We start from the raw sequence: 22,607 nt of genomic DNA on the forward strand, positions 1-22,607 counted from the left end.
TCTTACTGCGACCCTGACATCTCAGACTGCGCGCTTGACCTTTTCGTCCAGCTCTTGAGATGTTATATCGGCAACCTGCGGGGAAAGTTTACGTTTTTTTACTGCGCGGGATGGGGGTTGGCAAAGACTGCAAACAAACCCGTGGCGGGGCTGGTGTGCATGGGTAATAAATGAACCGTCGCAACAGTTGCAGGCGGAAAGCTGCAACATGCCGCTGTCGACAAAACGCACCAGCGTCCAGGCACGGGTCAGCGCTAAAATCGGGGCTTCACCCGGCTGTTCAGGGCACTGTTCGAGGTACAAACGGTAGGCACTGATCACTGCTTCGACGCCATTACAATGCCCGCTCTTCATCAGGAAAGAGTAAGCGTTGTAAAACATCGAGGAGTGAATGTTTTGCTCCCAGGTCATGAACCAGTCCGTCGAGAACGGCAACATGCCCTTAGGTGGCGGGCTGCCACGTAATTCTTTATAAAGTTTTATCAGACGGCCACGGCTTAACTGCGTTTCGCTTTCCAGCATCTGCAATCTCGCGCCGAGTGAAATCAGCTCCATGGCGAGCTGAATATCACGTGCTTCCTGAACAATGCTTTTTTCCGCCGGTTTAACTGGCGTGTCTTTGATTAGCATGTTGCGCCCTTAATAGACATGACTACGCCCTTTTCTTCATGGCGCCGCTGTCTCTCGCCGCCAGACCTTTAAGCAGGTGGCTCGACAACAGGATACCGGTGTGGATTTGTTGCAAATCGTCGACGCGGGATTCCTGAGTCAGGCGTTCAATGGTCTTGCTGTCATCAAAGCGAAACTGGCAAAGAAGCTGATTCGTTTCAGCTAATTTCACCATCTGTGGCAACGTGAGTTGACCTAAAGCATCTGCCATCACGTCATCTATCCCTAAACGGAACATTGCGGAGGCTTTTTCGTCGTTAATCAAACGCTGTGCCAAAAGTAAATATGACAGGTTGATATCATATATGTGCTTAAGCAATTCGGACATGCTGTTCTACCCCATTACCGATGCCACATTTTTAATGTGGCTGATTGATAGACATATTCCATGCAGCAAGAGTTTTACCCGGCTTGTCAGGGAGTATTTTTTCACTATCAAAACAATTAGATCATTGGCTGATTAATAAATCTCACGACGTAAAAATGGATTTATCCCGCGGTATTTACTTCACCGCCAATACAAGGTTGTTCCTGATGTAAACTAAATTAAGTGTGACAATTGCAATGCTAAGTAATCTTCAAACATATCAGTTTTGGTGTACTGGCAGGGTCCGTTGCTGTGATGGCGTGTCGTTCAGTGAAACGCTTTTACATACATTATTAGGAATAATCTTACTACGACGCAACTCTACCCCTCTTTCCTTTTTACATACAATCTAACTGATCACGAATTTTGAATAAAGTGTGACGCACATCACATAATTGAAATTTATTTTATCCTAAAAAGCGCACTTTATCGTAAAAATTTGCGCAGTTTTAACGCAAAAGTAAAAAAGCATCTAAAAACCCGCCTCCAGACTGCTTTTTTGAGGGGTTTTGAGATCATTTTGTACAAAGACCGCCTAAAGCCAAATGATAAGAATAATCCTAACTTAAGCATAGACTGCACAGTGAAATGTGCTGGTAATTTCTGATAGTGCGATCATTGTGCTAAATGTACACAACCCAGTCAGTATGCGGGGTGTGGCGGATTTGCGTTAAGGAATTTTGGTTAAAAATGATGCGAAAGGTTTTGAAAACGTGAACAACTACACGATTTGAAAAGTAAAAAGACAATGAGTGTAAGAAAATGTGTTTGGGTACGGGGAGTCATCCGGTGAGCAGACCAGATTGATAAGCAGATGTGATGTTACGCGGGCAATATGCCGTCCTCCGGTATCGGCAAACTTCACAATAACTTTAGTGATCAGACTTAAAAAAGTGGTTTATACCGGATAATCACAAATAAAAAGATGGCGATTAGGATTTTTATTACCTATACAGCGGTCTTATCCCCTTTTTATCAGTAAAAAACGCGTAAAGAACATTTCTGACAACCCCATCAACGCAATGAGTTAATCAACCAGCGAAATAAAGGGTTATTGAGGTAGGTTTTTTAAATAAAGAAAGTGATGTTAACTCTGATGAGACGATTATGGAGGAGGAAGACTTTCATTCAAAAGCTGTCAGTTCATTACTCAATGAGCATTCTGACTGGATTAACCTGCCGCTAATTCCGGCAGGTCATCACTTAATATTATTACTCGCAGAGTAATGGTTGTGACATCGCTTAGAAAGGCATCGTCCGCGGATCGGGGTATTGATATTCAAAACCCAGCTCTTTGCAGATGCGCTCGCCGTCTACCGTTTTGCCTTTCGATGCTGAAGCTTCTTCAGCAAACGTCGGCGCTTCCAGGCCCATCTGACGTGCCAGAGCCGGATAGAATTCGGACTTAGCCGGATGATGCGGTGCGCAGAGGTTATAGGTGTGGCCGCCTTTCGGCAGACTCAGCAATAAGGTGATCGCCGCGATCACATCATCCTGATGCACCAGGTTTACGCCGTTTTGTCCGCCCTTCACGTCCGTCTTACCGGCCATGAAACGTCCCGGATGACGATCGCCCCCCACCAGCCCGGCCAGACGCAAGACATCTACCGAGGTGTGCGGCAGGCTGTGTAACCAGTTTTCCAACTCTTTAAGCACTTTGCCGCTGGAGGTGACAGGCTCGAGCGCTGACCCTTCACGCACTATGCCTTCTCTTTCACCATAGACCGACGTCGAGCTGGTAAAGATGATGCGCGGAACGTTATGCGCCAGCGCGCTGTCGGTCAGCAGCTGTACCGCCTGAAAATAGAGTTCGCTGCCTTCGACAGTTCTGCGTGCCGGTAAAGTAATAATCAGAGCATCGACGTTTAGCAGCTTATCCAGATCTTCTGCTTCGCATTCCATATGAGGGGTAAACACTAACGGATAGCAGTCGATACCAACCATTCTGGCAGCGTCCACGCCATCGGGGGTAGTCTTGCTGCCCACCACGTCGTAGCCTCTTGCCGCCAGCGCCATCGCCAGAGGCATTCCCAGCCAGCCTAACCCAATAATCGAAACCTTCTTCATATCTCACTCCCTTTGCTCTGTGACCGATGGTCGCCAGGCGCCATCTGCCGATCTCTTAAACGCTACTCTTTATACTAGCCCTTCCGTCCTTATAGATGCGTAAGCTTTTCTCCGGGACTGTTAACAGATCATTCATTTTATCGATGAAAGAGCCCCTGCCGATAAGAAAAACTCATCATCGGAAAAAAAGGTTGCGCTGAAGCCGCCCGATAGTTTAGTTTTATTGGCAACCGAATTTGATTTGTGTGGCGAATGTTTTCAGTTAAAGCATTGCGGCATTGAATGAACTTAACGAGATACGATAATGACAAACGTTCTGATTAACCACCATCATCACCATCACCCTGACTAGTCTTGCAGGCGATTGGTGCTGGAAGACTGTCTAGATCTTCCAGTGGAGCAGAACGCAGAGAAAGCCCCCGGAAGATTGCTTCCGGGGGCTTTTTTTTGTCCCAACGAATTGAAGTAAAAGCATTTGTACAAAAAACTCTGCACACAACATTTACGATATTAAAACTGAAAATAAAGAAATTGAGGTCATCATGCTGGATAAAACACGTTTACGGATAGCAATGCAAAAATCAGGTCGCCTGAGCGACGAGTCACGCGAACTGCTGGCGCGCTGCGGGATTAAAATCAATCTGCAGGAACAACGCCTGATCGCCTTCGCAGAAAACATGCCGATCGACATTTTGCGTGTACGTGATGACGATATTCCGGGGCTGGTCATGGATGGCGTGGTCGATCTGGGTATCATCGGTGAGAACGTGCTGGAAGAAGAGTTGCTGGCCCGGCGCGCACAGGGTGAAGATCCGCGTTACTTCACTCTGCGTCGTCTGGATTTCGGCGGTTGCCGTCTGTCATTAGCCACCCCGCTCGATGCTGAATACACCGGTCCGCAAAGCCTGCAAAATTCCCGTATCGCCACGTCTTATCCTCACCTGCTCAAACAATATCTCGACAAACAGGGCGTTGATTTCAAATCCTGTCTGCTGAACGGCTCCGTTGAAGTCGCGCCGCGCGCCGGCCTTTCTGATGCGATTTGCGATCTGGTTTCCACCGGCGCAACGCTCGAAGCCAACGGCCTGCGCGAAGTAGAAGTGATTTACCGCTCGAAAGCCTGCCTGATCCAGCGCGATGGCGAGATGCCGGAAGCCAAACAGCAACTGATCGACAAAATGATGACCCGTATTCAGGGCGTGATTCAGGCGCGCGAATCCAAATACATTATGTTGCACGCGCCAAGTGAACGACTGGACGAAATCGTTGCCCTGCTGCCGGGCGCTGAACGTCCAACCATTTTGCCGCTGGCCGGCGATCAGCAGCGTGTGGCGATGCACATGGTCAGCAGCGAAACGCTGTTCTGGGAAACCATGGAGAAACTGAAAGCGCTGGGCGCCAGCTCGATTCTGGTTCTGCCAATCGAAAAAATGATGGAGTAATGCCATGCAGCCAAACGCGTTCACTACCCCGATTGACTGGCAGCAATGCGACGAACAACAGCGTCGCAGCCTGCTGACCCGTCCGGCGATTTCGGCATCAGACCGTATTACCGAATCTGTCAGCGAGATCCTGCGTCGCGTACGCAGCGAAGGTGACAGTGCGTTGCGCGAGTTTTGCGCCCGCTTTGATAAGACTGAAGTGCAAGACCTGCGCGTGACTGCGGCACAGATCGAGGCAGCATCGGCGCGTTTAGGTGATGACGTGAAACAGGCGATGGCGCACGCCGTTCGCAATATTAATACGTTCCACCAGGCACAAAAGCTGGCGGTGGTGGATATCGAGACTCAGCCAGGCGTGCGTTGTCAGCAGCTGACCCGCCCTATTCAGTCGGTGGGTTTGTATATTCCGGGCGGTTCTGCACCGCTGGTATCAACCGTATTAATGTTAGCTACCCCGGCGCGTATCGCCGGGTGCCAAAAGGTCGTGCTGTGTTCACCGCCGCCGATTGCCGATGAAATTCTGTATGCCGCGCAACTGTGCGGCGTGGAAGAGGTGTATCAGCTGGGCGGCGCGCAGGCGATTGCCGCGCTGGCATTTGGCACCGAGAGCGTTCCGCGTGTGGCGAAAATCTTCGGCCCGGGCAATGCCTATGTGACCGAAGCGAAACGTCAGGTGAGCCAGAGTCTGGACGGTGCGGCGATTGATATGCCTGCCGGTCCGTCCGAAGTGTTGGTGATCGCCGACAGCGGCGCAACGCCGGATTTCGTGGCCTCTGATTTGCTGTCTCAGGCCGAACATGGCCCGGATTCGCAGGTGATTTTACTGACGCCGGACATGAAGATGGCACAGGCCGTCGGCGAAGCAGTCGAGCGCCAGCTGCAAACGCTGTCACGCAGCGACATTGCGCGTCAGGCGCTGGCCAGCAGCCGTCTGATTGTTGCGAAAGATATCGCTCAGTGTATCGAAATCAGCAATGCCTACGGCCCTGAGCATTTGATCCTGCAAACCCGTGAGCCGGAGCAACTGGTGGACAGCATTACCAGCGCCGGTTCCGTATTCCTTGGCGACTGGTCACCGGAATCAGCGGGCGATTACGCGTCCGGCACTAACCACGTCTTACCGACTTATGGTTACACCGCCACCTGTTCCAGCCTTGGTCTGGCGGATTTCCAGAAACGGATGACCGTTCAGCAGTTAACGCCTGAAGGTTTACTGGGTCTCGCCACGACAATCGAAACGCTGGCGCAGGCGGAGCAACTGACCGCGCACAAAAATGCCGTGACGCTGCGCGTGAACGTACTGAAGGAGCAAGGATTATGAGCGATGAAAACACGCTGAGCATTCAGGTTCTGGCACGCCAGAACGTGCGCGAACTGACGCCTTATCAGTCTGCCCGTCGTCTGGGTGGCAACGGCGATGTGTGGCTGAACGCCAACGAGTACGCCATTGCGCCGCAGTTCGAACTCACCGCGCAGACATTTAACCGTTATCCCGAATGTCAGCCCGCGCTGGTCATTAACCGCTACGCTGCCTACGCCGGTGTCGATCCTGAACAGGTGCTGGTCAGCCGTGGCGCAGACGAAGGGATCGAACTGCTGATCCGCGCTTTCTGCGAGCCGGGCAAAGACGCCATCCTTTATTGCCCGCCCACTTACGGCATGTACAGCGTCAGCGCAGAGACCATCGGCGTTGAAGGCCGCACCGTCGCCGCGAAAGCCGACTGGTCGCTGGATCTTCCGGCTATCGAGGCCGCGCTGGACGGCGTCAAGCTGGTCTACGTATGCAGCCCGAACAATCCGACCGGGAATCTTATCGATCCGGCAGAGCTTCGCGCCGTGTTAGAGATGACGCGTGGCCGCGCCATCGTGGCCATCGACGAAGCCTATATTGAGTTTTGCCCGCAGGCCACGGTCACCGGCTGGTTGCAGGAATACCCGCATCTGGCGGTGCTGCGCACACTGTCGAAAGCATTCGCACTGGCTGGCCTGCGTTGCGGATTCACCATCGCCAACGGCGAACTGATTGCCTTATTAATGAAAGTGATTGCGCCTTATCCGTTATCCACGCCGGTTGCGGATATTGCAGCCCAGGCGCTGAGCCCGGAAGGGCTGGCGATCATGCGTCAGCGTGTGGTGGAAGTGAGCGAAAACCGCGCCTGGCTGATGGCGGAACTGGAAAAATGCGACTGCGTGGAGCAGGTTTTCCAAAGTGAGACCAACTATGTGCTCGCGCGTTTCACGGCGTCCAGCGCGGTGTTTAAAAATCTCTGGGATCAGGGCATTATCCTTCGTGATCAGAACAAGCAACCGGGGCTTTCCGGCTGTTTACGTATTACCATCGGTACACGGCAGGAACTTCAGCGGGTCATTGACGCCCTGCAACCGTTACCGGGCACCAATGCCCCCTTTATTGAACAGAATAGCCCCCGCAAGGAGCACATGTGAGCCAGAGTCCTATATTGCAGAAAACGCTTTTTATTGACCGCGACGGCACCCTGATTTCAGAGCCGCCGGAGGATTTCCAGGTCGACCGTCTGGACAAACTGGCACTGGAGCCGGACGTGATCCCTGCCCTGCTGTCGCTGCAAAATGCGGGCTTTAAACTGGTGATGATCACCAATCAGGACGGTCTCGGCACCGACAGTTTCCCGCAGGAAACCTTCGATCCGCCGCACAACCTGATGATGCAAATCCTGACGTCGCAGGGCATCGTCTTTGACGAAGTGCTGATCTGCCCGCATCTGCCAGCCGATCATTGCGACTGTCGCAAACCGAAAACTAAGCTGGTCCAGGGTTATCTGGAAAGTGGCGTGCTCGATACCGCTAACAGTTATGTCATCGGCGATCGTGATACCGATATCCAGCTGGCGGCCAATATGGGCATCGCCGGTCTGCGTTACCAGCGCGATACTCTCAACTGGGGAGCGATTGCCGATCAGCTCACCAAACGCGACCGTCACGCTAAAGTGAATCGCGTCACTCGTGAAACGGCGATCGATGTGGATGTCTGGCTGGATCGCGAAGGTGACAGCAAAATTCGTACCGGCGTTGGCTTCTTCGATCACATGCTGGATCAGATAGCCACCCACGGCGGTTTCCGTATGAACATCGAGGTGAAAGGTGATTTGTATATCGACGATCACCACACCGTTGAAGACACCGCGCTGGCGCTGGGCGAGGCCCTGAACAAAGCGCTGGGCGACAAACGCGGCATCGGCCGTTTTGGATTCGTGCTGCCGATGGATGAATGTCTGGCGCGCTGCGCGCTGGACATCTCTGGCCGCCCGCATCTGGAATATAAAGCAGAGTTTAACTACCAGCGCGTCGGGGATCTGAGCACCGAGATGGTCGAGCACTTCTTCCGCTCCCTGTCTTACGCGATGGCCTGTACTTTGCACCTGCGCACCAAAGGTAAGAACGATCACCACCGTGTAGAAAGCCTGTTTAAGGCATTTGGCCGCACGTTGCGCCAGGCGATCCGCGTTGATGGCAACACCCTGCCGAGCTCTAAAGGAGTGCTGTGATGAATGTCGTTATCCTTGATACCGGCTGCGCCAACCTCTCTTCCGTGAAGTATGCGGTTCAGCGCCTGGGCTACGAGCCGACGGTGAGTCGTGAAGCGGAAATCGTGTTGCAGGCCGATAAGCTGTTTTTACCAGGCGTAGGCACCGCACAGGCAGCAATGGAACAGCTGGAGCAACGTGAGTTGATAGAGCTGATTAAAGCCTGTACTCAGCCAGTACTCGGCATCTGTCTGGGTATGCAACTTCTGGCGTCATCGAGCGAAGAGAACGGCGGTATTGATACGCTGGGCATCATCGAGACGCCGGTAATGCGAATGCAGGATCATGGCCTGCCATTACCGCACATGGGCTGGAATCAGGTTATCGCCAACGCCGACAGCCATTTATTCCGCGGCATTGATGAAAATGCTTACTTCTATTTCGTCCACGGTTTTGCCATGCCGGTATGCAAAAACACCGTAGCCCAAACACTTTACGGCGAGCCGTTCAGCGCCGCCGTACAAAAAGACAACTTCTTCGGCGTGCAGTTTCATCCCGAACGTTCCGGTGCCGCGGGCGCGCAGTTGCTGAAAAACTTTCTGGAGATGTAAACAGCATGATTATTCCCGCTTTGGATTTGATCGAAGGCAGCGTGGTGCGTTTGCATCAGGGCGATTACGGTCAGCAGCGTGACTATGGCAACGACCCGCTGCCACGTTTGCAGGATTACCAGCAGCAAGGCGCACAGGTTTTACATCTGGTGGATCTGACCGGTGCGAAAGATCCGGCAGCCCGCCAGATCCCTTTGCTCAAAAAGTTATTAGCCGGAGTTTCCGTGCCGGTTCAGGTTGGTGGCGGCATCCGCAATGAGCAGGACGTCGAAGCCTTATTAAGCGCCGGTGCGACTCGCGTGGTTGTGGGTTCAACGGCGGTAAAAGATCCGGCCACCGTACAAGGCTGGTTCAGCCGTTTTGGTGCGGATGCACTGGTGCTGGCGCTGGATGTGCGCATTGACGCGAACGGCACGAAAAATGTCGCCATCAGCGGCTGGCAGGAAAACTCTAATGCCACGCTCGAGCAGATCGTCGAACAGTATTTGCCGTTTGGCCTGAAACACGTGCTGTGCACGGATATTTCCCGCGACGGCACGCTCGCCGGGTCCAACGTTGAGCTTTATCGTGAAGTGACCGCTCGCTATCCGCAGGTGGCTTTTCAGGCTTCCGGCGGTATCGGCTCTCTGGACGACATCGCACAACTGCGTGACAGCGGCGTCGAGGGTGTCATCGTCGGGCGCGCTTTGCTTGATGGCAAATTTAATGTGACGGAGGCAATCTCATGCTGGCAAAACGGATAATCCCCTGCCTTGATGTGAAAGACGGTCAGGTAGTGAAAGGCGTGCAGTTCCGCAATCACGAAATCATCGGCGACATCGTACCCTTAGCGCAGCGTTATGCGCAGGAAGGCGCGGACGAACTGGTGTTCTACGATATCACCGCCTCCAGTGACGGGCGCGTAGTGGATAAAAGCTGGGTGTCACGCGTGGCGAAAGTCATCGACATTCCTTTTTGTGTGGCAGGTGGCATTAAAACGCTGGAAGACGCGGGGCGCATTTTGCAGTTCGGCGCTGACAAGATTTCCATCAACTCTCCTGCGCTGGCCGACCCGACGCTGATCAGCCGTCTTGCAGACAGATATGGTGTACAGTGCATCGTTGTCGGCATCGATACCTGGCACGACGCCGCTACCGGCACCTATCAGGTGCATCAGTTCACCGGCGACGAAGCCCGCACCAAAATCACCACCTGGCAGACCATCGACTGGGTGAGGGAAGTGCAGGAGCGCGGCGCCGGAGAAATTGTACTGAACATGATGAATCAGGACGGCGTGCGCAACGGCTACGATCTTGAGCAACTGAAGATGATCCGCGAGGTGTGCCACGTACCGTTGATCGCCTCCGGCGGCGCAGGCACCATGCCACACTTCCTGGAAGCGTTCACAGAAGCACGCGTCGATGGCGCACTGGCAGCCTCGGTGTTCCACAAACAAATTATTAATATTGGCGAGCTGAAAAGCTACTTAGCCGAAAATGGCGTGGAGATCCGCTTGTGAGTAATCAAGAATCAAAAACCTGTCTGATGACCGGTGAACAAATCAGCCAGCTTGACTGGGAAAAAGTCGGCAATCTGATGCCAGCGATCATCCAGCACGCGGTATCCGGTGAAGTTCTGATGCTCGGATATATGAATCAGGAAGCGCTAAACGTCACACAATCTTCTGGAAAAGTGACCTTCTGGTCACGCACTAAAGAGCGCTTGTGGACCAAAGGCGAAACCTCAGAAAATTATCTCAACGTGGTCAGCATCACCCCGGATTGCGATAACGACACGTTGCTGGTTCTGGCAAATCCTGTCGGCCCAACCTGCCATAAAGGCAACAACAGCTGCTTCCACCCTGCCGAAACCGACTGGGCGTTCCTGTATCAGCTCGAAGAACTGCTCGCCTCGCGCAAAACGGCCGATCCTGAAAGCTCTTACACCGCAAAACTCTACGCCAGCGGCACCAAGCGTATTGCGCAGAAAGTGGGAGAAGAAGGTGTCGAAGTTGCGCTGGCGGCTACCGTCAACGACCGTTTTGAACTGAAAAACGAAGCCTCAGATTTGGTATATCATCTGCTGGTACTGCTGCAGGATCAGGATCTGAACCTGAGTGCAGTGATCGAGAATCTGCGTCAGCGTCATAAGAAGTAACGTTAACCGACAGACATGAAAAAGCCGCCTTTGCGTAAGCATTGGCGGCTTTTTGTTTTTCTGAAGCAGATAGTAACGTTACTGGCGAGATGAATAATTTTTTAATGCATTTCGGCCTAGCACAATACAAGAGCCAATTAAGACACCAAGGAAAGCGCCCAAAATAAGAACTAATGCTTTCTTAGGGCTATCACGGCGTATTGGTAAGTTAGGTTTCATCACATAGCGCATCGCATATGTGGAATCCGGTTTGGATTTTAATGCACTGATGGCCAAAAGAGACTGACGGGCATTGTAGTAGGAACCATCCAATGGCAATGGACGTGTAGCTTCATTCTTAATAGTAGAAGACAGCGCATCACTACCAAGAACGAACAAAGTATCTTCGGAAAGCGTCTCAGCCTGCTGAACCAGGGTATCTTTGATATTTGATTGTTGCGCAACAATCAGAGCCTGATTTAACATTTTCAAGCGTAGATCTTTTTTCTCCTGAGCAACTTTTTCCTGAGTAGACAGTTCTTCCTTGAGATCGCCAATTTTCGAGTTGATACTGATTTGCAAATCGTTGTCAAGTTCAGTAACAACACGTTTATTAATCTGCTGAATATATGTCGTCAGCGTTTTCTGAGCTTCACCCGCACTGGTCGAGGTATAGCTTATCTTAAGTGGAGTTGGCTGATCCTTGACCGCAGGAGCGATAGTTAACTTCTCAGGTATACCTTGATTATCGAGTTGCTCAGACAATGCTGAAATAGCGGAGTTAAATCGACCGAAAAACCGTTGTTGCACATCAACTACAGTAGGGGCGTTAGCGGGATTCTGGCTGTAAAGCACGCCCATTGCGTTATTGTAGTTAGCGATCTGACCGGAGTCAGGATAGGTCACTATAGCCTCAGAAGTCCATTTTTGTTTGGCAACAGAGATGTAAATAACTGCGATGATTATAGCGATTACGGCAAAAGATAAAACCAGCCATTTACCACGCCACAGCTGTACAACCAGATCAATTAAATCAATTTCATCAGATGATTTATTGAGCTGATTTTTAGTCATACTATTATTGTTTTGATTCATAATTGCCCTAGGAATTTCCACTTACTTACATTCGATTTATATATGCATTATAAACATGTTATAGATAAAAACTCATCCGCAATGTAGGTTTTTTATGAGATTAGACCGAAAAATGAAACTAATTAAACAGATCTTTGGAAAGTAGTAACTGCCAGTGCAGGTTTCCAAAACAGAGTTATGTCGAAAAAAAACGGCCCCATAAAGGGCCGTCAGTTTTAATGATTAATAAAAGAGGAACTTAATCCAACCATTCGGTGTGGAATACGCCTTCTTTGTCGGTGCGTTTGTAAGTATGTGCACCGAAGTAATCACGCTGTGCCTGGATCAGGTTAGCGGGCAGAACTGCTGAACGGTAGCTGTCATAGTAGTTGATAGCAGCAGAGAAGGTCGGCGTTGGAATGCCGTTCTGAACGGCATAAGACACTACGTCACGCAGCGCTTGCTGATATTCGTCAGCAATATTTTTGAAATACGGAGCCAGCAGCAGGTTAGCGATAGATGCGTTTTCAGCATAAGCATCGGTAATTTTCTGCAGGAACTGGGCGCGGATGATGCAACCGGCACGGAAGATCTTCGCAATTTCGCCGTAGTTCAAATCCCAGTTGTTTTCGTCAGAAGATGCTTTCAACTGCGAGAAGCCCTGAGCATACGAGACGATTTTGCCCAGATAAAGAGCACGACGTACTTTCTCGATAAACTCTGCTTTATCGCCTTCAAAAGGTTTAACGGCCGGGCCAGACAGCACTTTAGAGGCTGCGACACGCTGATCTTTCAGGGAAGACAGGTAACGTGCAAAGACAGATTCGGTGATCAGAGTCAGTGGTTCACCGAGATCCAGAGAACTCTGGCTGGTCCATTTACCGGTACCTTTGTTCGCGGCTTCATCCAGAATCACGTCAACCAGATATTTACCCTCTTCGTCTTTCTTAGTGAAGATATCTTTGGTGATGTCGATCAGATAGCTGTTTAGCTCGCCTTTGTTCCATTCAGCGAAGGTGGTCGCCAGCTCTTCGTTGTTCAGATTCAGAGACTGTTTAAGCAAAGAGTAAGCTTCAGCAATCAGCTGCATGTCACCGTATTCGATGCCGTTGTGAACCATCTTAACGTAATGACCTGCACCATCTGCACCGATGTAAGCAACACAAGCATCGCCATCATCAGCACGGGCTGCGATTTTCTCAAGGATTGGAGCAACCAGCGCATATGCTTCTTTCTGTCCACCAGGCATGATGGATGGACCTTTCAATGCGCCCTCTTCACCGCCGGATACACCGGTACCGATGAAATTAAAGCCTTGCTCAGACAGTTCGCGGTTACGGCGAATGGTGTCTTTATAATAGGTATTTCCGCCATCGATGAGGATGTCGCCTTTATCCAGGTGCGGAGTCAGGGATGCAATGGTTTTGTCAGTTGCTTCACCGGCTTTCACCATCAGCAAGATACGGCGTGGTTTTTCAAGCGAGTCAACAAACTCTTCGACGGTGTAGTGCGGAACCAGATTTTTACCCGGGTTTTCTGCGATGACTTCATCAGTCTTGTCGCCAGAGCGGTTAAAAATGGAAACGGAATAACCACGGCTTTCGATGTTAAGCGCGAGGTTACGGCCCATGACCGCCATACCGACAACGCCGATCTGTTGTTTGGACATTAGCAACTCCTGTCTGTGATTGTTGATTGCTCAGTCCCAAGGCAAAAACCCTGTGATAACTGAGTTTAACTATACTGAGCATTTCAAAAGAACGCCTGTATTGTACATGAGAATGACAGAGGTGGAACCTATTGCAGTTATATGAGACTAGCGTCTTAATGCCGGTAATACATTAGGCTAATTTTCGATTCATATATAAGAAAGTGGAAAATCCATTTTTCGCGGATGATTTTATATGACCAATGACATATGCAATTATAAATACATTAAATTGAGAGGGATTTTGTTTGTTTTATTTTTAGACAATATCTAAGGCAAGCAAACTGTAGCATAGAGTTTACTGATTCTGCGAAAAGCACACCAAAAGCAATTCCTAGCAATGAAAAGTGAATAGATAAAGTATATACGGCTAAGACTGTCACAAATAGTAAAAAAGTATTTATAAACATCAGTTTTTTAAATTCTGAAAGCGTCATCAATGCAGCTGATAACGAGAGGTTAACACAACGAAACATGAGTACAAGGCAAAAAACATAGAGAATTGGCAATGAAATTATATATTTTTCGACATAAAAGATAATATAAAACCGTGCGACAAGTAGTGTCCCTAAGGATAATATAATGCCAAAAACTAAAAATATTAATATTACTTTTAAAATATAATTTTTATTTTCATCATAATTTTGAAAAAGGTTACCTGACACCTTTTTGGACATCCAGCTATAGGCATTAGATGCCAGAGCACCCGCGATAAAACCACCAACATCAATAAAGCGCTGAGCAAAAGAGTAAACTCCCATATCCGTAAATCCGAAATGGGTTTTAATAAAAAAAAGATCGAATTTAGCGCTTGTAATAGCAACCAACATTGCTATACCTATAGAATAATGTTTCTTGAAATTATCGAGAGTAAAATTAATTTTCAAATATTTTCTTTTTAACAGGTTAATACGATTTATATTTAACCAAGCAGCGATAGTTAGTTCACCAATTAATACACTTAATAGACACATCATCGGCATTTTTAAATGATAGGAAAAAGAGAGCAGCAATAGTGAGAAAATAGAACTAACTAAAACTGGCACCAAACATTTACCTAGTTCGCCTTTGGATAAAGAATAACTCACTGGGAGATTAATAAGTAACTGTGACACGCAAAAAAAAGAAAAAATTACAATATATGTGTAAGATATTCCTAAATCATCAACAAAAATAAAATAAGAGTTGAAAAGTAAAACAGTAACTAGCAGAATGACTGTTTTTTGAAAAAAAGAAATAGAATAAGTTTTTATTAATCTTGAATATTTCGAATTTTCGCTAAATTTTTTAATACTATAAGAATCTAGCCCGAAGTCACAGATTATTTTTAGAATTTCAGTCAGAGCTATTAAATAAGCAAAAACACCAAAATGCTCAATACTGATGAGATTAGGAAGTAAAATATAACAAATTATTCTTATCCCGAGAGAAAAACCTCTTATTATCAAGGTCGATAATATATTTTTAATTGGCATGGTTTATTTATTCTCTATATAAAGCATCAACATTTTAGTTACTTCTTTCCAACTTGGGAATTTTTTGTCGAGAATATTATCTTCTGGCAAATAGCTTTTGATTGCACTCTGGATTTTCATTTGGATGTCTTTTATATTCCCTGGTTCGCACACGTAGGCATGAGCTCCAATAAACTCACTACTACCACCATTCTTAGACACCACAACGTTGCATCCCGCGCTATACGCTTCGATATCAACCAAAGATAACACTTCAAACCAACTAGCGGAAACATGTACCTTTGATTGAAGATAGTAATTTTGAACTTCCAGTTTTCCAACGGGTCCTGCATAAGTTAATTTTGAACTATGACGTATTTCGTCCATAAATATAGATGTATATTTTTTATTATTTTCGTTCAAAGCACCTATGAAAACAGCTTTAATATCGAGATGTTTAATTGCTTCAATAATATTTAACTGATTTTTTCTTTCTTCTATGCGCCCTACAACACAGACATCAAAAATCATTTTTTTGTCTCTGACAAGATTAATATTAATTTCATCCATGCCATTAGGCACTGAATAAAAATTTAAGTTATCATTGATGTCAAAATCTTCGCGTAGGTCTTTATATTCATTGTTACATAAAACAAAGCAACCATCGCTAATATTAATTATGTCAGCAACAACGGACTTCCAATTTTTATGCATAATAGGTAAATAAAATAATGCTTTCTTAAAACTAAAATTTAATAATAATCTGAGTATCGATTTTATTTTTTCTCTGTTAAAAAAACTAAAACCAAAAAAATTTATACCTGATAATAGACCTGATTTTCTCCCTAGCTTTTCAAAGTTATTAATTGCATTATATGAATGATGAATCGGTAAAATGAATAAATAGGTGTACTTTATTTTCTTAATAATTTCATTGTAATTGATAATGAAATCACTAGGCCTGTCAACATTAACTAAAAATACATAATCATAATATTTATTTATCCTATTAGAAAAACTTGCTATTTCAACCTTCCACCCTTCCTCGCTCATGAAATGTTGATACATCTGAAGTTGTTTAGTATCACCCCCAAATTTTTCTGAATTATCGTCTCGCGTCAAAAATAGTACACTTTTACTCATGATTAGCTTCTCTCATAGTTAATGATTTGTTATTTTTTAATGAATAACCAACCATTAGCCAAAATAGCATCATGGTTTTATAAGTAACAAATATATCAATAAATAGTGCTGTGACGACTAAAGAAAGGAAATAATACTTAAGGAATAGATTTTTGCTGGAAAAAACCTGCTTCATAAATAGTAAGAAAATAAATAAACCTACTAAACCTGTTTCGGCTATGATCCTCACGAAGTAACCATCAACTGCAACGCTGGCAAATGAAGGGCCTAGACCTATCATTGCCGTACTAACGCTGTCGAAAGTTGCCTTCATTAATAGTATCCATCTATAAAAACGTATGAAAGCACTATTATCTCCATCAAGGGATAATATTTCATTCATGTTACCACCATACCCATAATACTGATAGTTCAACTGATCTTTAATTGTCGGTGCAGAACCAATGTAATCGCTCAAAAATTTCAAAGTTTTATCAGAAAGAAAATTAGATATTCGGTCAATGACTGACAGTTTATCTATCACTGATCCATCAGAAAAATATTGCACTCCTATGAAAAATACACATAGGAATAATATAGCTGTAGAGACATAAAAATAATATTTAATAGGGAATTTTTTCTTTTTTAATGCAACTAAAATAAACACCACTGTTACACCTAATAGCGATATTCTAGACTGCGTCAATAACAAAATAAGTATTGACAGGAGAGCGAATTTAATATTTTTATTATAAAATGCAAAATATATAGCTAGGAATGAAGAAACTCCAGCAAGCTCCCACGGCCCACCAGTATTCGCAATGGCTCTCTCCGGAGTAAAACCACTTACGACAGGAACAATATAGTATTTTTGTAAAACGAATAGCACTAAAGCATAAATAACATAAAATTTCAACCATGGTGTTATGTCATATTTTTTTTCAGCGAAGTAAAAGCCTACTAAAATAAACACCATGTACTCAACGTGTCGGAATGTAAATATTAATGCGGGTAGAAATTCTACCCGCCCTTCTAACGTATTAAATATTACAGAAAAAACACTCCAGCCCACAAATAAAATAAAATAAAATATCATCTTATTTATTTTTCTTAATGATCTATTTTTAAAAATATAAAATAAAGAGAGCGCTAAAAGGAGTAAACTAATGAAATCATCAGGTCTTATACCTGATGAATAAAAATCAATAAGATTCCATTTAAATCCAAACAAACAATAAACAAATATTAAAATAAAAAAATTTAACATAATATATCCTATCCACGCATTTTAATTATTTTTGCAGGATTTCCAACTACAACAGCATTTTCAGGAATACTTTTCGTAACAACGCTTCCAGCGCCGAGTACAGCACCTTTACCGATTTCAACACCGTCGAGAATTATACAATTATTCCCAATCCAACAATCATCTGAGACAGTAATACCTTTGCGTTTAACGCCTTGATCAATTATTTTATTTCCCGCAGAAAACTCATGGTTTTCTGCGATAAAACTCACCCCAGCACCAATCTGACAACGTTCCCCAATTGATAATATGGCAGCTGCACCTAAATTAGAACGTGGTCCTATGTAGGTATTATCACCAATAATTATGCCCTCACCAGGATTATTAAGTGAACTTGTTATCTGTAACCAACAAAATTCTCTTATAGTAACATTATTACCAACCTTGAGTCCGCTATTTGAGAGCGCACTAATATATGAATAGTTCCCTATATAAAAGTTATTTCCATTTTTTATGTGTTTACTACTGTGTATATCAACACCCTTACCCAGCAGCATCACCGGTTTAAATCTCAAATGCGTAATATTATAAAGAAGCCCTCTTAGCAAAGGTAATAACCCTCTAAAAAAAAGAAAGTTAATTGTACTACCAGCACCCACTTTAGTTCCTTTAATCTTGTTTTTCAGGCGTTCAAACAACATTTTAAACCCTTATCATAAATTATTCTGATGCTAATTAAACTCAAGAAACTTACAGTGAAATAAGTAATGATGTGCCTTTAATTTAGCATTGTTGAAGATAGATATTTTTGAAAAAAATTTAATCTAAAAGTTCGGGATTCACACTCCATCTATTTAAAACATATTTTAAAGATTTTCTCCATTCAGATGGTGTTATGCCTTTTCGTTTTATTTTTTCACAACTTAATGTTGAATAATTAGGTCGAGATGCTGGGGTCGGATAATCTTTAGAGTTAATAGGAAACAGCAATGGCTTTTGGGAACTTAGTCCTATTTCGTACGCTTCATCAAAAATTGTCTGCGCGAAATTATACCAAGAAACCTCCTCATTACCGCAGAAATGATAGATGTCTCCTGTTACCTTATTACAAATTAAAGTTATTATTGTCTCAGCTATATCTCCGGCGTAAGTAGGACAACCGCGCTGATCATCAACAATGCTTAATTCAGAACGAAACTTTGCTAATTTTAACATTGTTTTAACAAAGTTCTTCCCATACTCACTGAAGACCCAAGAAGTACGTATTATAATTGCTGAAGTTAGAATTTGAGAAACAGCAATTTCACCATCAAGTTTAGTCTGACCATATGCACCAAGTGGATTTTTTATGTCATCCTCTATATATGGTCTTGTGCCGAAACCATCAAAAACATAGTCTGTTGATACGTGAATGAGTAATGAGCCGTTTTTTTTTGCTGCTAAAGCCAAATTTCGCGGGCCTTCTACATTAATTTGTCTTGCAATGTGAACTTCCTCCTCAGCTTGATCAACAGCAGTATAAGCAGCTGCGTTCACAATGACATGAGGTTTGAAAAAACTGACTACTTTATCCACAGAATCTGCGTCTGAAATGTCCAAAGTATCTGAGTCAGTTATAAGTACCTCCCATTCACTTGGAAAACGATCCTGTAAACAACGACCTAATTGTCCTCTAGCACCAAGTAAAATAACTTTCATTATTCAAGATCCTTAAGGAAAACACCTTTTTGGTCTTTAGCTGACAGCAGTGGATGTAAAACTGGCCATTCTATTCCTACGTGCGGGTCATTCCAAATTAGACAACCTTCATGCTGGGGATTGTAATAGTCGGTACATTTATATTCAAAATCAGCTATATCACTAAGAACGATAAATCCGTGCGCCAGTCCAGGAGGAACCCAAAATTGGGTTTTATTTTCTTCCGAAAGTAACACTCCCTCCCATTGACCGTAAGTAGAAGATTCTTTACGAATATCAACGACAACATCGTATACTTCACCACGGACTACGCGAACCAATTTCCCTTGTGGATTCTTTTTTTGAAAATGTAAACCTCTAAGCACTCCCTTCGATGACCTAGAGTGATTGTCTTGAACAAAATTTAAATCGATTTCTAACATCTCTTGATAACGTTTTTTTTCAAAAGTTTCCAGAAAAAAACCCCGTGCATCTCCAAAAACTTTAGGCTGTATGATTTTGACATCATTAATTTTAGTATTGAATAACTGCATTCTATTTCCCCGCAATGATCTGATTTAAATATTGGCCATATTGCGTTTTTATTAATTGACTGGCTTCATATGCTACTTGCTCTTTAGTTAGCCATCCCTTACGAAATGCAATCTCCTCTAAACAGGCAACCTTGAAGCCTTGACGTTTTTCAATAGTATGAATGAAATGTGATGCTTCGATCAAACTTTCATGAGTTCCTGTATCAAGCCACGCAAAACCGCGTCCGAGTAACTCAACATTTAGCAAGTCTTTTTCAAGATACATCTGATTAAGTGTAGTAATTTCCAATTCTCCACGCACCGATGGCTTAACAAGTTTAGCCATCTCAACTACATTTTCGTCATAAAAATATAAGCCTGTTACTGCCCAGTTTGATTTAGGTTTAATAGGCTTTTCTTCAATACTAAGTGCTTTAAAGTTTTCATCGAATTCGACAACCCCAAAACGCTCAGCATCAATAACTTGATAACCAAATACAGTAGCACCGATTTCCCGTGACGCGACATTTTCAAGTTTCTGCCCAAAACTTTGCCCAAAAAAGATATTATCACCTAATACTAAGGCGCATTTATCTCCATTAATAAACTCCTCTCCAATCAGAAATGCCTGTGCTAACCCCTCCGGTTGTGGTTGGATTTCATAACTGAGATTAATGCCAAATCTACTACCATTACCCAGTAAGCGTTTAAATGCAGGCATATCTTCTGGTGTGGAAATAATTAGAATATCTTTAATATTAGCCAGCATTAGCACAGATATAGGATAATAGACCATAGGTTTATCATATATTGGCAGTAATTGCTTCGAAACACCTCTCGTTATCGGATGCAAACGGGTTCCGGAACCACCAGCTAGAACGATACCTTTCATAAACCTTTTCCTTTTATAGTTAATCTGTTAAACCTAAACGTTCACCTGCATATGAACCATCTTTAACTCGACTCCACCAAACTTTATTGTTCAAATACCATTCGACCGTTTTACGAATTCCAGATTCAAACGTCTCCTCAGGAGTCCATCCGAGTCGAGAAGCAATTTTCGATGCATCAATTGCATATCTGACATCATGCCCAGGGCGATCAGCAACAAATGTGATTAATTGGGAATAACTATCGACCCCTGGAATATTTGAAGGATGTAACTCATCCAGTAATGAACAGATAGTATTTACAACTTCAATATTTTTACGTTCATTATGTCCGCCAATATTATATGTTTCTCCAACTACACCTTCGGTTACAACTTTATAAAGTGCTCTGGCATGATCCTCTACATAAAGCCAATCTCTTATCTGTCCCCCATCTCCGTATACAGGCAATGGTTTACCTTCGAGTGCATTAATAATAATCAGTGGAATAAGTTTTTCGGGAAAATGATACGGGCCATAATTATTTGAACAGTTAGTAACAACAACTGGCAAGCCGTACGTTCTGCTCCATGCCCGGACTAAATGATCGCTTGAAGCTTTAGATGCCGAATACGGACTGCTAGGAGCGTATGCTGTTGTTTCAACGAATAAATCAACCATATTATGTAGATCACCATATACTTCATCAGTTGATATATGATGAAATATAAAATTTTCTTTGTCTTTAGTAAGACTATTCCAGTATTTTCGCGAAACCTCAAGAAGAGTATAAGTTCCAATAATATTTGTTTCAATAAATTCGCTGGGAGCATCAATTGATCTATCAACATGGCTTTCGGCAGCTAAATGCATAATTGCATCTGGTCTGAACGTAAAAAAGATATCCTCTATTTCTTTTTTATCGCAAATATTTGCCTTGCGAAATGCGTATCTCTCAGATTTTTCTATTTCTGCTAATGACTCTTGGTTACCAGCGTAAGTAAGACAATCTACTACTAATACGTCGTCATTAGTGTTTTTTATTATATTTCTTACAACAGCCGACCCAATAAACCCTGCACCACCAGTTACTAATATTTTCATAAAACCCTCTGAATCTCATGCTCAATATATTTATATAGTTTCACTACTCAATCTTCGAAAGATTTCCAATATTTCTTGTGCATGCTAAATTTTATCCGTGTACTCATTGATAATTTCTTATATTTTTGCCCGAGCTTATAACCTAAAATCTTACAGAAGTTATTTGCGCAAGCTTTAATGATTAGTTTGGGATCATTTTTTATAAGATATTTAATTTCCGAAATAATAAATTTCTTGCCTTCTCCTCCTGCTCCCCCAAATTTCGCACGAATCCATGGTTCGTCACTATGGAATACACCAATATCGAAATATCGAGAAAACTCCTCATGCATAGTGTAGTTGTGAGAATGGTGGACCTGAGCATCTGATACATATGCGATACTATAACCCGCCAAAATAGCCTTAGCCGCAAAGTACATATCTTCACAAAGTATAGTGTTTAATGGGAATCCACCAACATTTCTAAAAGCACTAACTCTATATGCTGAGAAAGAATTCGACATAAAAACAGCCTTAATACCCATAGCATCTACTTTAGACTTATTACTGATATAACTATTCTCAGTATAGTTATAGTAACGAGCATGAGCTGCAATAGCATTCGCATTTTTGTGAGGAAGTTGGCGTCCATAAGCACAAGCGATGTTCTCATCGGAAAAAGCTGCAACAATTTTTTCAATGCACCCTACAGATGGAATAGCATCCTGAGTCAAAAATACAACAATATCAACATCTATCTCATTAATCCCGAGATTCCGGGTACCACCATGATTAAAGTCTATTGAGGAAATAACTTTAACGTTAAAACCATGCTTGAGAGCCACATCCACCGTATCGTCTGAACTTGTTGAGTCAATCACAAGCACCGTATGAGAACTATTACTTAATGATAATATGCTAGCAGTTTGCTTCCATATATCCCCACCATTATATGTGGGGATAACTATTCCAACTTTGAGGTCAAACATTCAAAACATTCCCGCTGTTAACATCTATTAAGTATTATTCTTGATACAACTCAAAAATGAATTTATTCACTTAGTATT

At 44.3% G+C, this 22,607-nt stretch carries 22 protein-coding genes and 1 other annotated feature; of the genes, 8 read left to right on the forward strand and 14 right to left on the reverse strand.

Annotated features, from left to right (window positions below):
- Positions 1-21 precede the first annotated feature (21 nt).
- The 3 genes from flhC to AC0Z7K_RS00980 form a co-directional block, all read right to left on the reverse strand.
- Complete coding sequence (flhC, locus tag AC0Z7K_RS00970; protein WP_112164377.1) at positions 22-630, reverse strand: flagellar transcriptional regulator FlhC; 609 nt, start codon at positions 628-630, stop codon at positions 22-24.
- Between the two features lie 22 nt (positions 631-652).
- Positions 653-997, reverse strand: coding sequence for a flagellar transcriptional regulator FlhD (gene flhD / locus AC0Z7K_RS00975; protein ID WP_056769592.1), 345 nt, complete (start codon positions 995-997; stop codon positions 653-655).
- 1,281 nt (positions 998-2,278) lie between these two features.
- Positions 2,279-3,103: an SDR family oxidoreductase gene (locus AC0Z7K_RS00980; RefSeq protein WP_413528603.1), complete on the reverse strand. Its 825-nt coding sequence runs from the start codon at positions 3,101-3,103 to the stop codon at positions 2,279-2,281.
- Between the two features lie 327 nt (positions 3,104-3,430).
- Positions 3,431-3,552: a sequence feature (His leader region), on the forward strand.
- 93 nt (positions 3,553-3,645) lie between these two features.
- Between AC0Z7K_RS00980 and hisG the strand changes: the two genes are divergently transcribed.
- From hisG to hisIE, 8 genes are read left to right on the forward strand one after another with little or no spacing between them, the layout of a single operon-like run.
- A complete protein-coding gene (hisG, locus tag AC0Z7K_RS00985; RefSeq protein WP_056769589.1) occupies positions 3,646-4,545 on the forward strand; it encodes an ATP phosphoribosyltransferase in 900 nt (299 codons plus the stop codon).
- A 4-nt stretch (positions 4,546-4,549) separates the two neighbouring features.
- Positions 4,550-5,866 carry a histidinol dehydrogenase gene (gene hisD / locus AC0Z7K_RS00990; RefSeq protein ID WP_485612360.1) on the forward strand — a complete coding sequence of 439 codons (1,317 nt, stop codon included), beginning with the start codon at positions 4,550-4,552 and terminating at the stop codon, positions 5,864-5,866.
- A complete protein-coding gene (gene hisC, locus AC0Z7K_RS00995; RefSeq protein WP_485612362.1) occupies positions 5,863-6,990 on the forward strand; it encodes a histidinol-phosphate transaminase in 1,128 nt (375 codons plus the stop codon). The genes hisD and hisC overlap by 4 nt, the downstream gene beginning before the upstream one ends.
- A gap of 11 nt (positions 6,991-7,001) precedes the next feature.
- Positions 7,002-8,069, forward strand: a complete 1,068-nt coding sequence (gene hisB, locus AC0Z7K_RS01000; protein ID WP_485612858.1) for a bifunctional histidinol-phosphatase/imidazoleglycerol-phosphate dehydratase HisB — start codon at positions 7,002-7,004, stop codon at positions 8,067-8,069.
- Positions 8,069-8,659: an imidazole glycerol phosphate synthase subunit HisH gene (gene hisH, locus AC0Z7K_RS01005; RefSeq protein ID WP_112164381.1), complete on the forward strand. Its 591-nt coding sequence runs from the start codon at positions 8,069-8,071 to the stop codon at positions 8,657-8,659. Before hisB ends, hisH begins: the two co-directional genes overlap by 1 nt.
- Positions 8,660-8,664: 5 nt before the next feature.
- On the forward strand, positions 8,665-9,402 hold the full coding sequence (hisA, locus tag AC0Z7K_RS01010) for a 1-(5-phosphoribosyl)-5-[(5-phosphoribosylamino)methylideneamino]imidazole-4-carboxamide isomerase (protein WP_112164382.1): 738 nt from the start codon (positions 8,665-8,667) through the stop codon (positions 9,400-9,402).
- The gene (gene hisF, locus AC0Z7K_RS01015) at positions 9,384-10,157 is read left to right on the forward strand and encodes an imidazole glycerol phosphate synthase subunit HisF (protein ID WP_485612365.1); all 774 of its coding nucleotides are present in this window, start codon (positions 9,384-9,386) and stop codon (positions 10,155-10,157) included. The genes hisA and hisF overlap by 19 nt, the downstream gene beginning before the upstream one ends.
- 23 nt (positions 10,158-10,180) lie before the next feature.
- Positions 10,181-10,795, forward strand: coding sequence for a bifunctional phosphoribosyl-AMP cyclohydrolase/phosphoribosyl-ATP diphosphatase HisIE (hisIE, locus tag AC0Z7K_RS01020; protein WP_413528600.1), 615 nt, complete (start codon positions 10,181-10,183; stop codon positions 10,793-10,795).
- Between the two features lie 78 nt (positions 10,796-10,873).
- On the opposite strand, the gene wzzB is transcribed toward hisIE, so the two are convergent.
- The 11 genes from wzzB to AC0Z7K_RS01075 all read right to left on the reverse strand — a co-directional run bounded on the left by wzzB (position 10,874) and on the right by AC0Z7K_RS01075 (position 22,529).
- Positions 10,874-11,869, reverse strand: a complete 996-nt coding sequence (wzzB, locus tag AC0Z7K_RS01025; protein WP_485612366.1) for an LPS O-antigen chain length determinant protein WzzB — start codon at positions 11,867-11,869, stop codon at positions 10,874-10,876.
- A gap of 238 nt (positions 11,870-12,107) precedes the next feature.
- On the reverse strand, positions 12,108-13,517 hold the full coding sequence (gene gndA / locus AC0Z7K_RS01030) for an NADP-dependent phosphogluconate dehydrogenase (RefSeq protein WP_485612368.1): 1,410 nt from the start codon (positions 13,515-13,517) through the stop codon (positions 12,108-12,110).
- 266 nt (positions 13,518-13,783) lie between these two features.
- Positions 13,784-15,031: a lipopolysaccharide biosynthesis protein gene (locus AC0Z7K_RS01035; RefSeq protein ID WP_485612369.1), complete on the reverse strand. Its 1,248-nt coding sequence runs from the start codon at positions 15,029-15,031 to the stop codon at positions 13,784-13,786.
- Positions 15,032-15,034: 3 nt separating this feature from the next.
- Entirely contained in the window at positions 15,035-16,153 is a 1,119-nt protein-coding gene (locus AC0Z7K_RS01040) for a glycosyltransferase family 4 protein (RefSeq protein WP_485612370.1), read from the reverse strand.
- Positions 16,146-17,399: a hypothetical protein gene (locus AC0Z7K_RS01045; RefSeq protein ID WP_485612371.1), complete on the reverse strand. Its 1,254-nt coding sequence runs from the start codon at positions 17,397-17,399 to the stop codon at positions 16,146-16,148. The genes AC0Z7K_RS01040 and AC0Z7K_RS01045 overlap by 8 nt, the downstream gene beginning before the upstream one ends.
- A gap of 8 nt (positions 17,400-17,407) precedes the next feature.
- The gene (locus AC0Z7K_RS01050) at positions 17,408-18,079 is read right to left on the reverse strand and encodes an acyltransferase (protein WP_485612372.1); all 672 of its coding nucleotides are present in this window, start codon (positions 18,077-18,079) and stop codon (positions 17,408-17,410) included.
- A gap of 118 nt (positions 18,080-18,197) precedes the next feature.
- A complete protein-coding gene (gene rfbD / locus AC0Z7K_RS01055) occupies positions 18,198-19,076 on the reverse strand; it encodes a dTDP-4-dehydrorhamnose reductase (RefSeq protein WP_485612374.1) in 879 nt (292 codons plus the stop codon).
- Positions 19,076-19,609, reverse strand: a complete 534-nt coding sequence (gene rfbC / locus AC0Z7K_RS01060) for a dTDP-4-dehydrorhamnose 3,5-epimerase (RefSeq protein ID WP_485612375.1) — start codon at positions 19,607-19,609, stop codon at positions 19,076-19,078. The genes rfbD and rfbC overlap by 1 nt, the downstream gene beginning before the upstream one ends.
- A 1-nt stretch (position 19,610) precedes the next feature.
- Positions 19,611-20,480, reverse strand: coding sequence for a glucose-1-phosphate thymidylyltransferase RfbA (gene rfbA / locus AC0Z7K_RS01065; protein WP_485612376.1), 870 nt, complete (start codon positions 20,478-20,480; stop codon positions 19,611-19,613).
- A 19-nt stretch (positions 20,481-20,499) separates the two neighbouring features.
- On the reverse strand, positions 20,500-21,561 hold the full coding sequence (gene rfbB, locus AC0Z7K_RS01070; RefSeq protein WP_485612378.1) for a dTDP-glucose 4,6-dehydratase: 1,062 nt from the start codon (positions 21,559-21,561) through the stop codon (positions 20,500-20,502).
- A 47-nt stretch (positions 21,562-21,608) separates the two neighbouring features.
- Complete coding sequence (locus tag AC0Z7K_RS01075) at positions 21,609-22,529, reverse strand: glycosyltransferase family 2 protein (RefSeq protein WP_485612379.1); 921 nt, start codon at positions 22,527-22,529, stop codon at positions 21,609-21,611.
- Between the last annotated feature and the right edge of the window lie 78 nt (positions 22,530-22,607).

The organism is Rahnella sp. 1L-D-7-B-C2 (genome assembly GCF_057290995.1).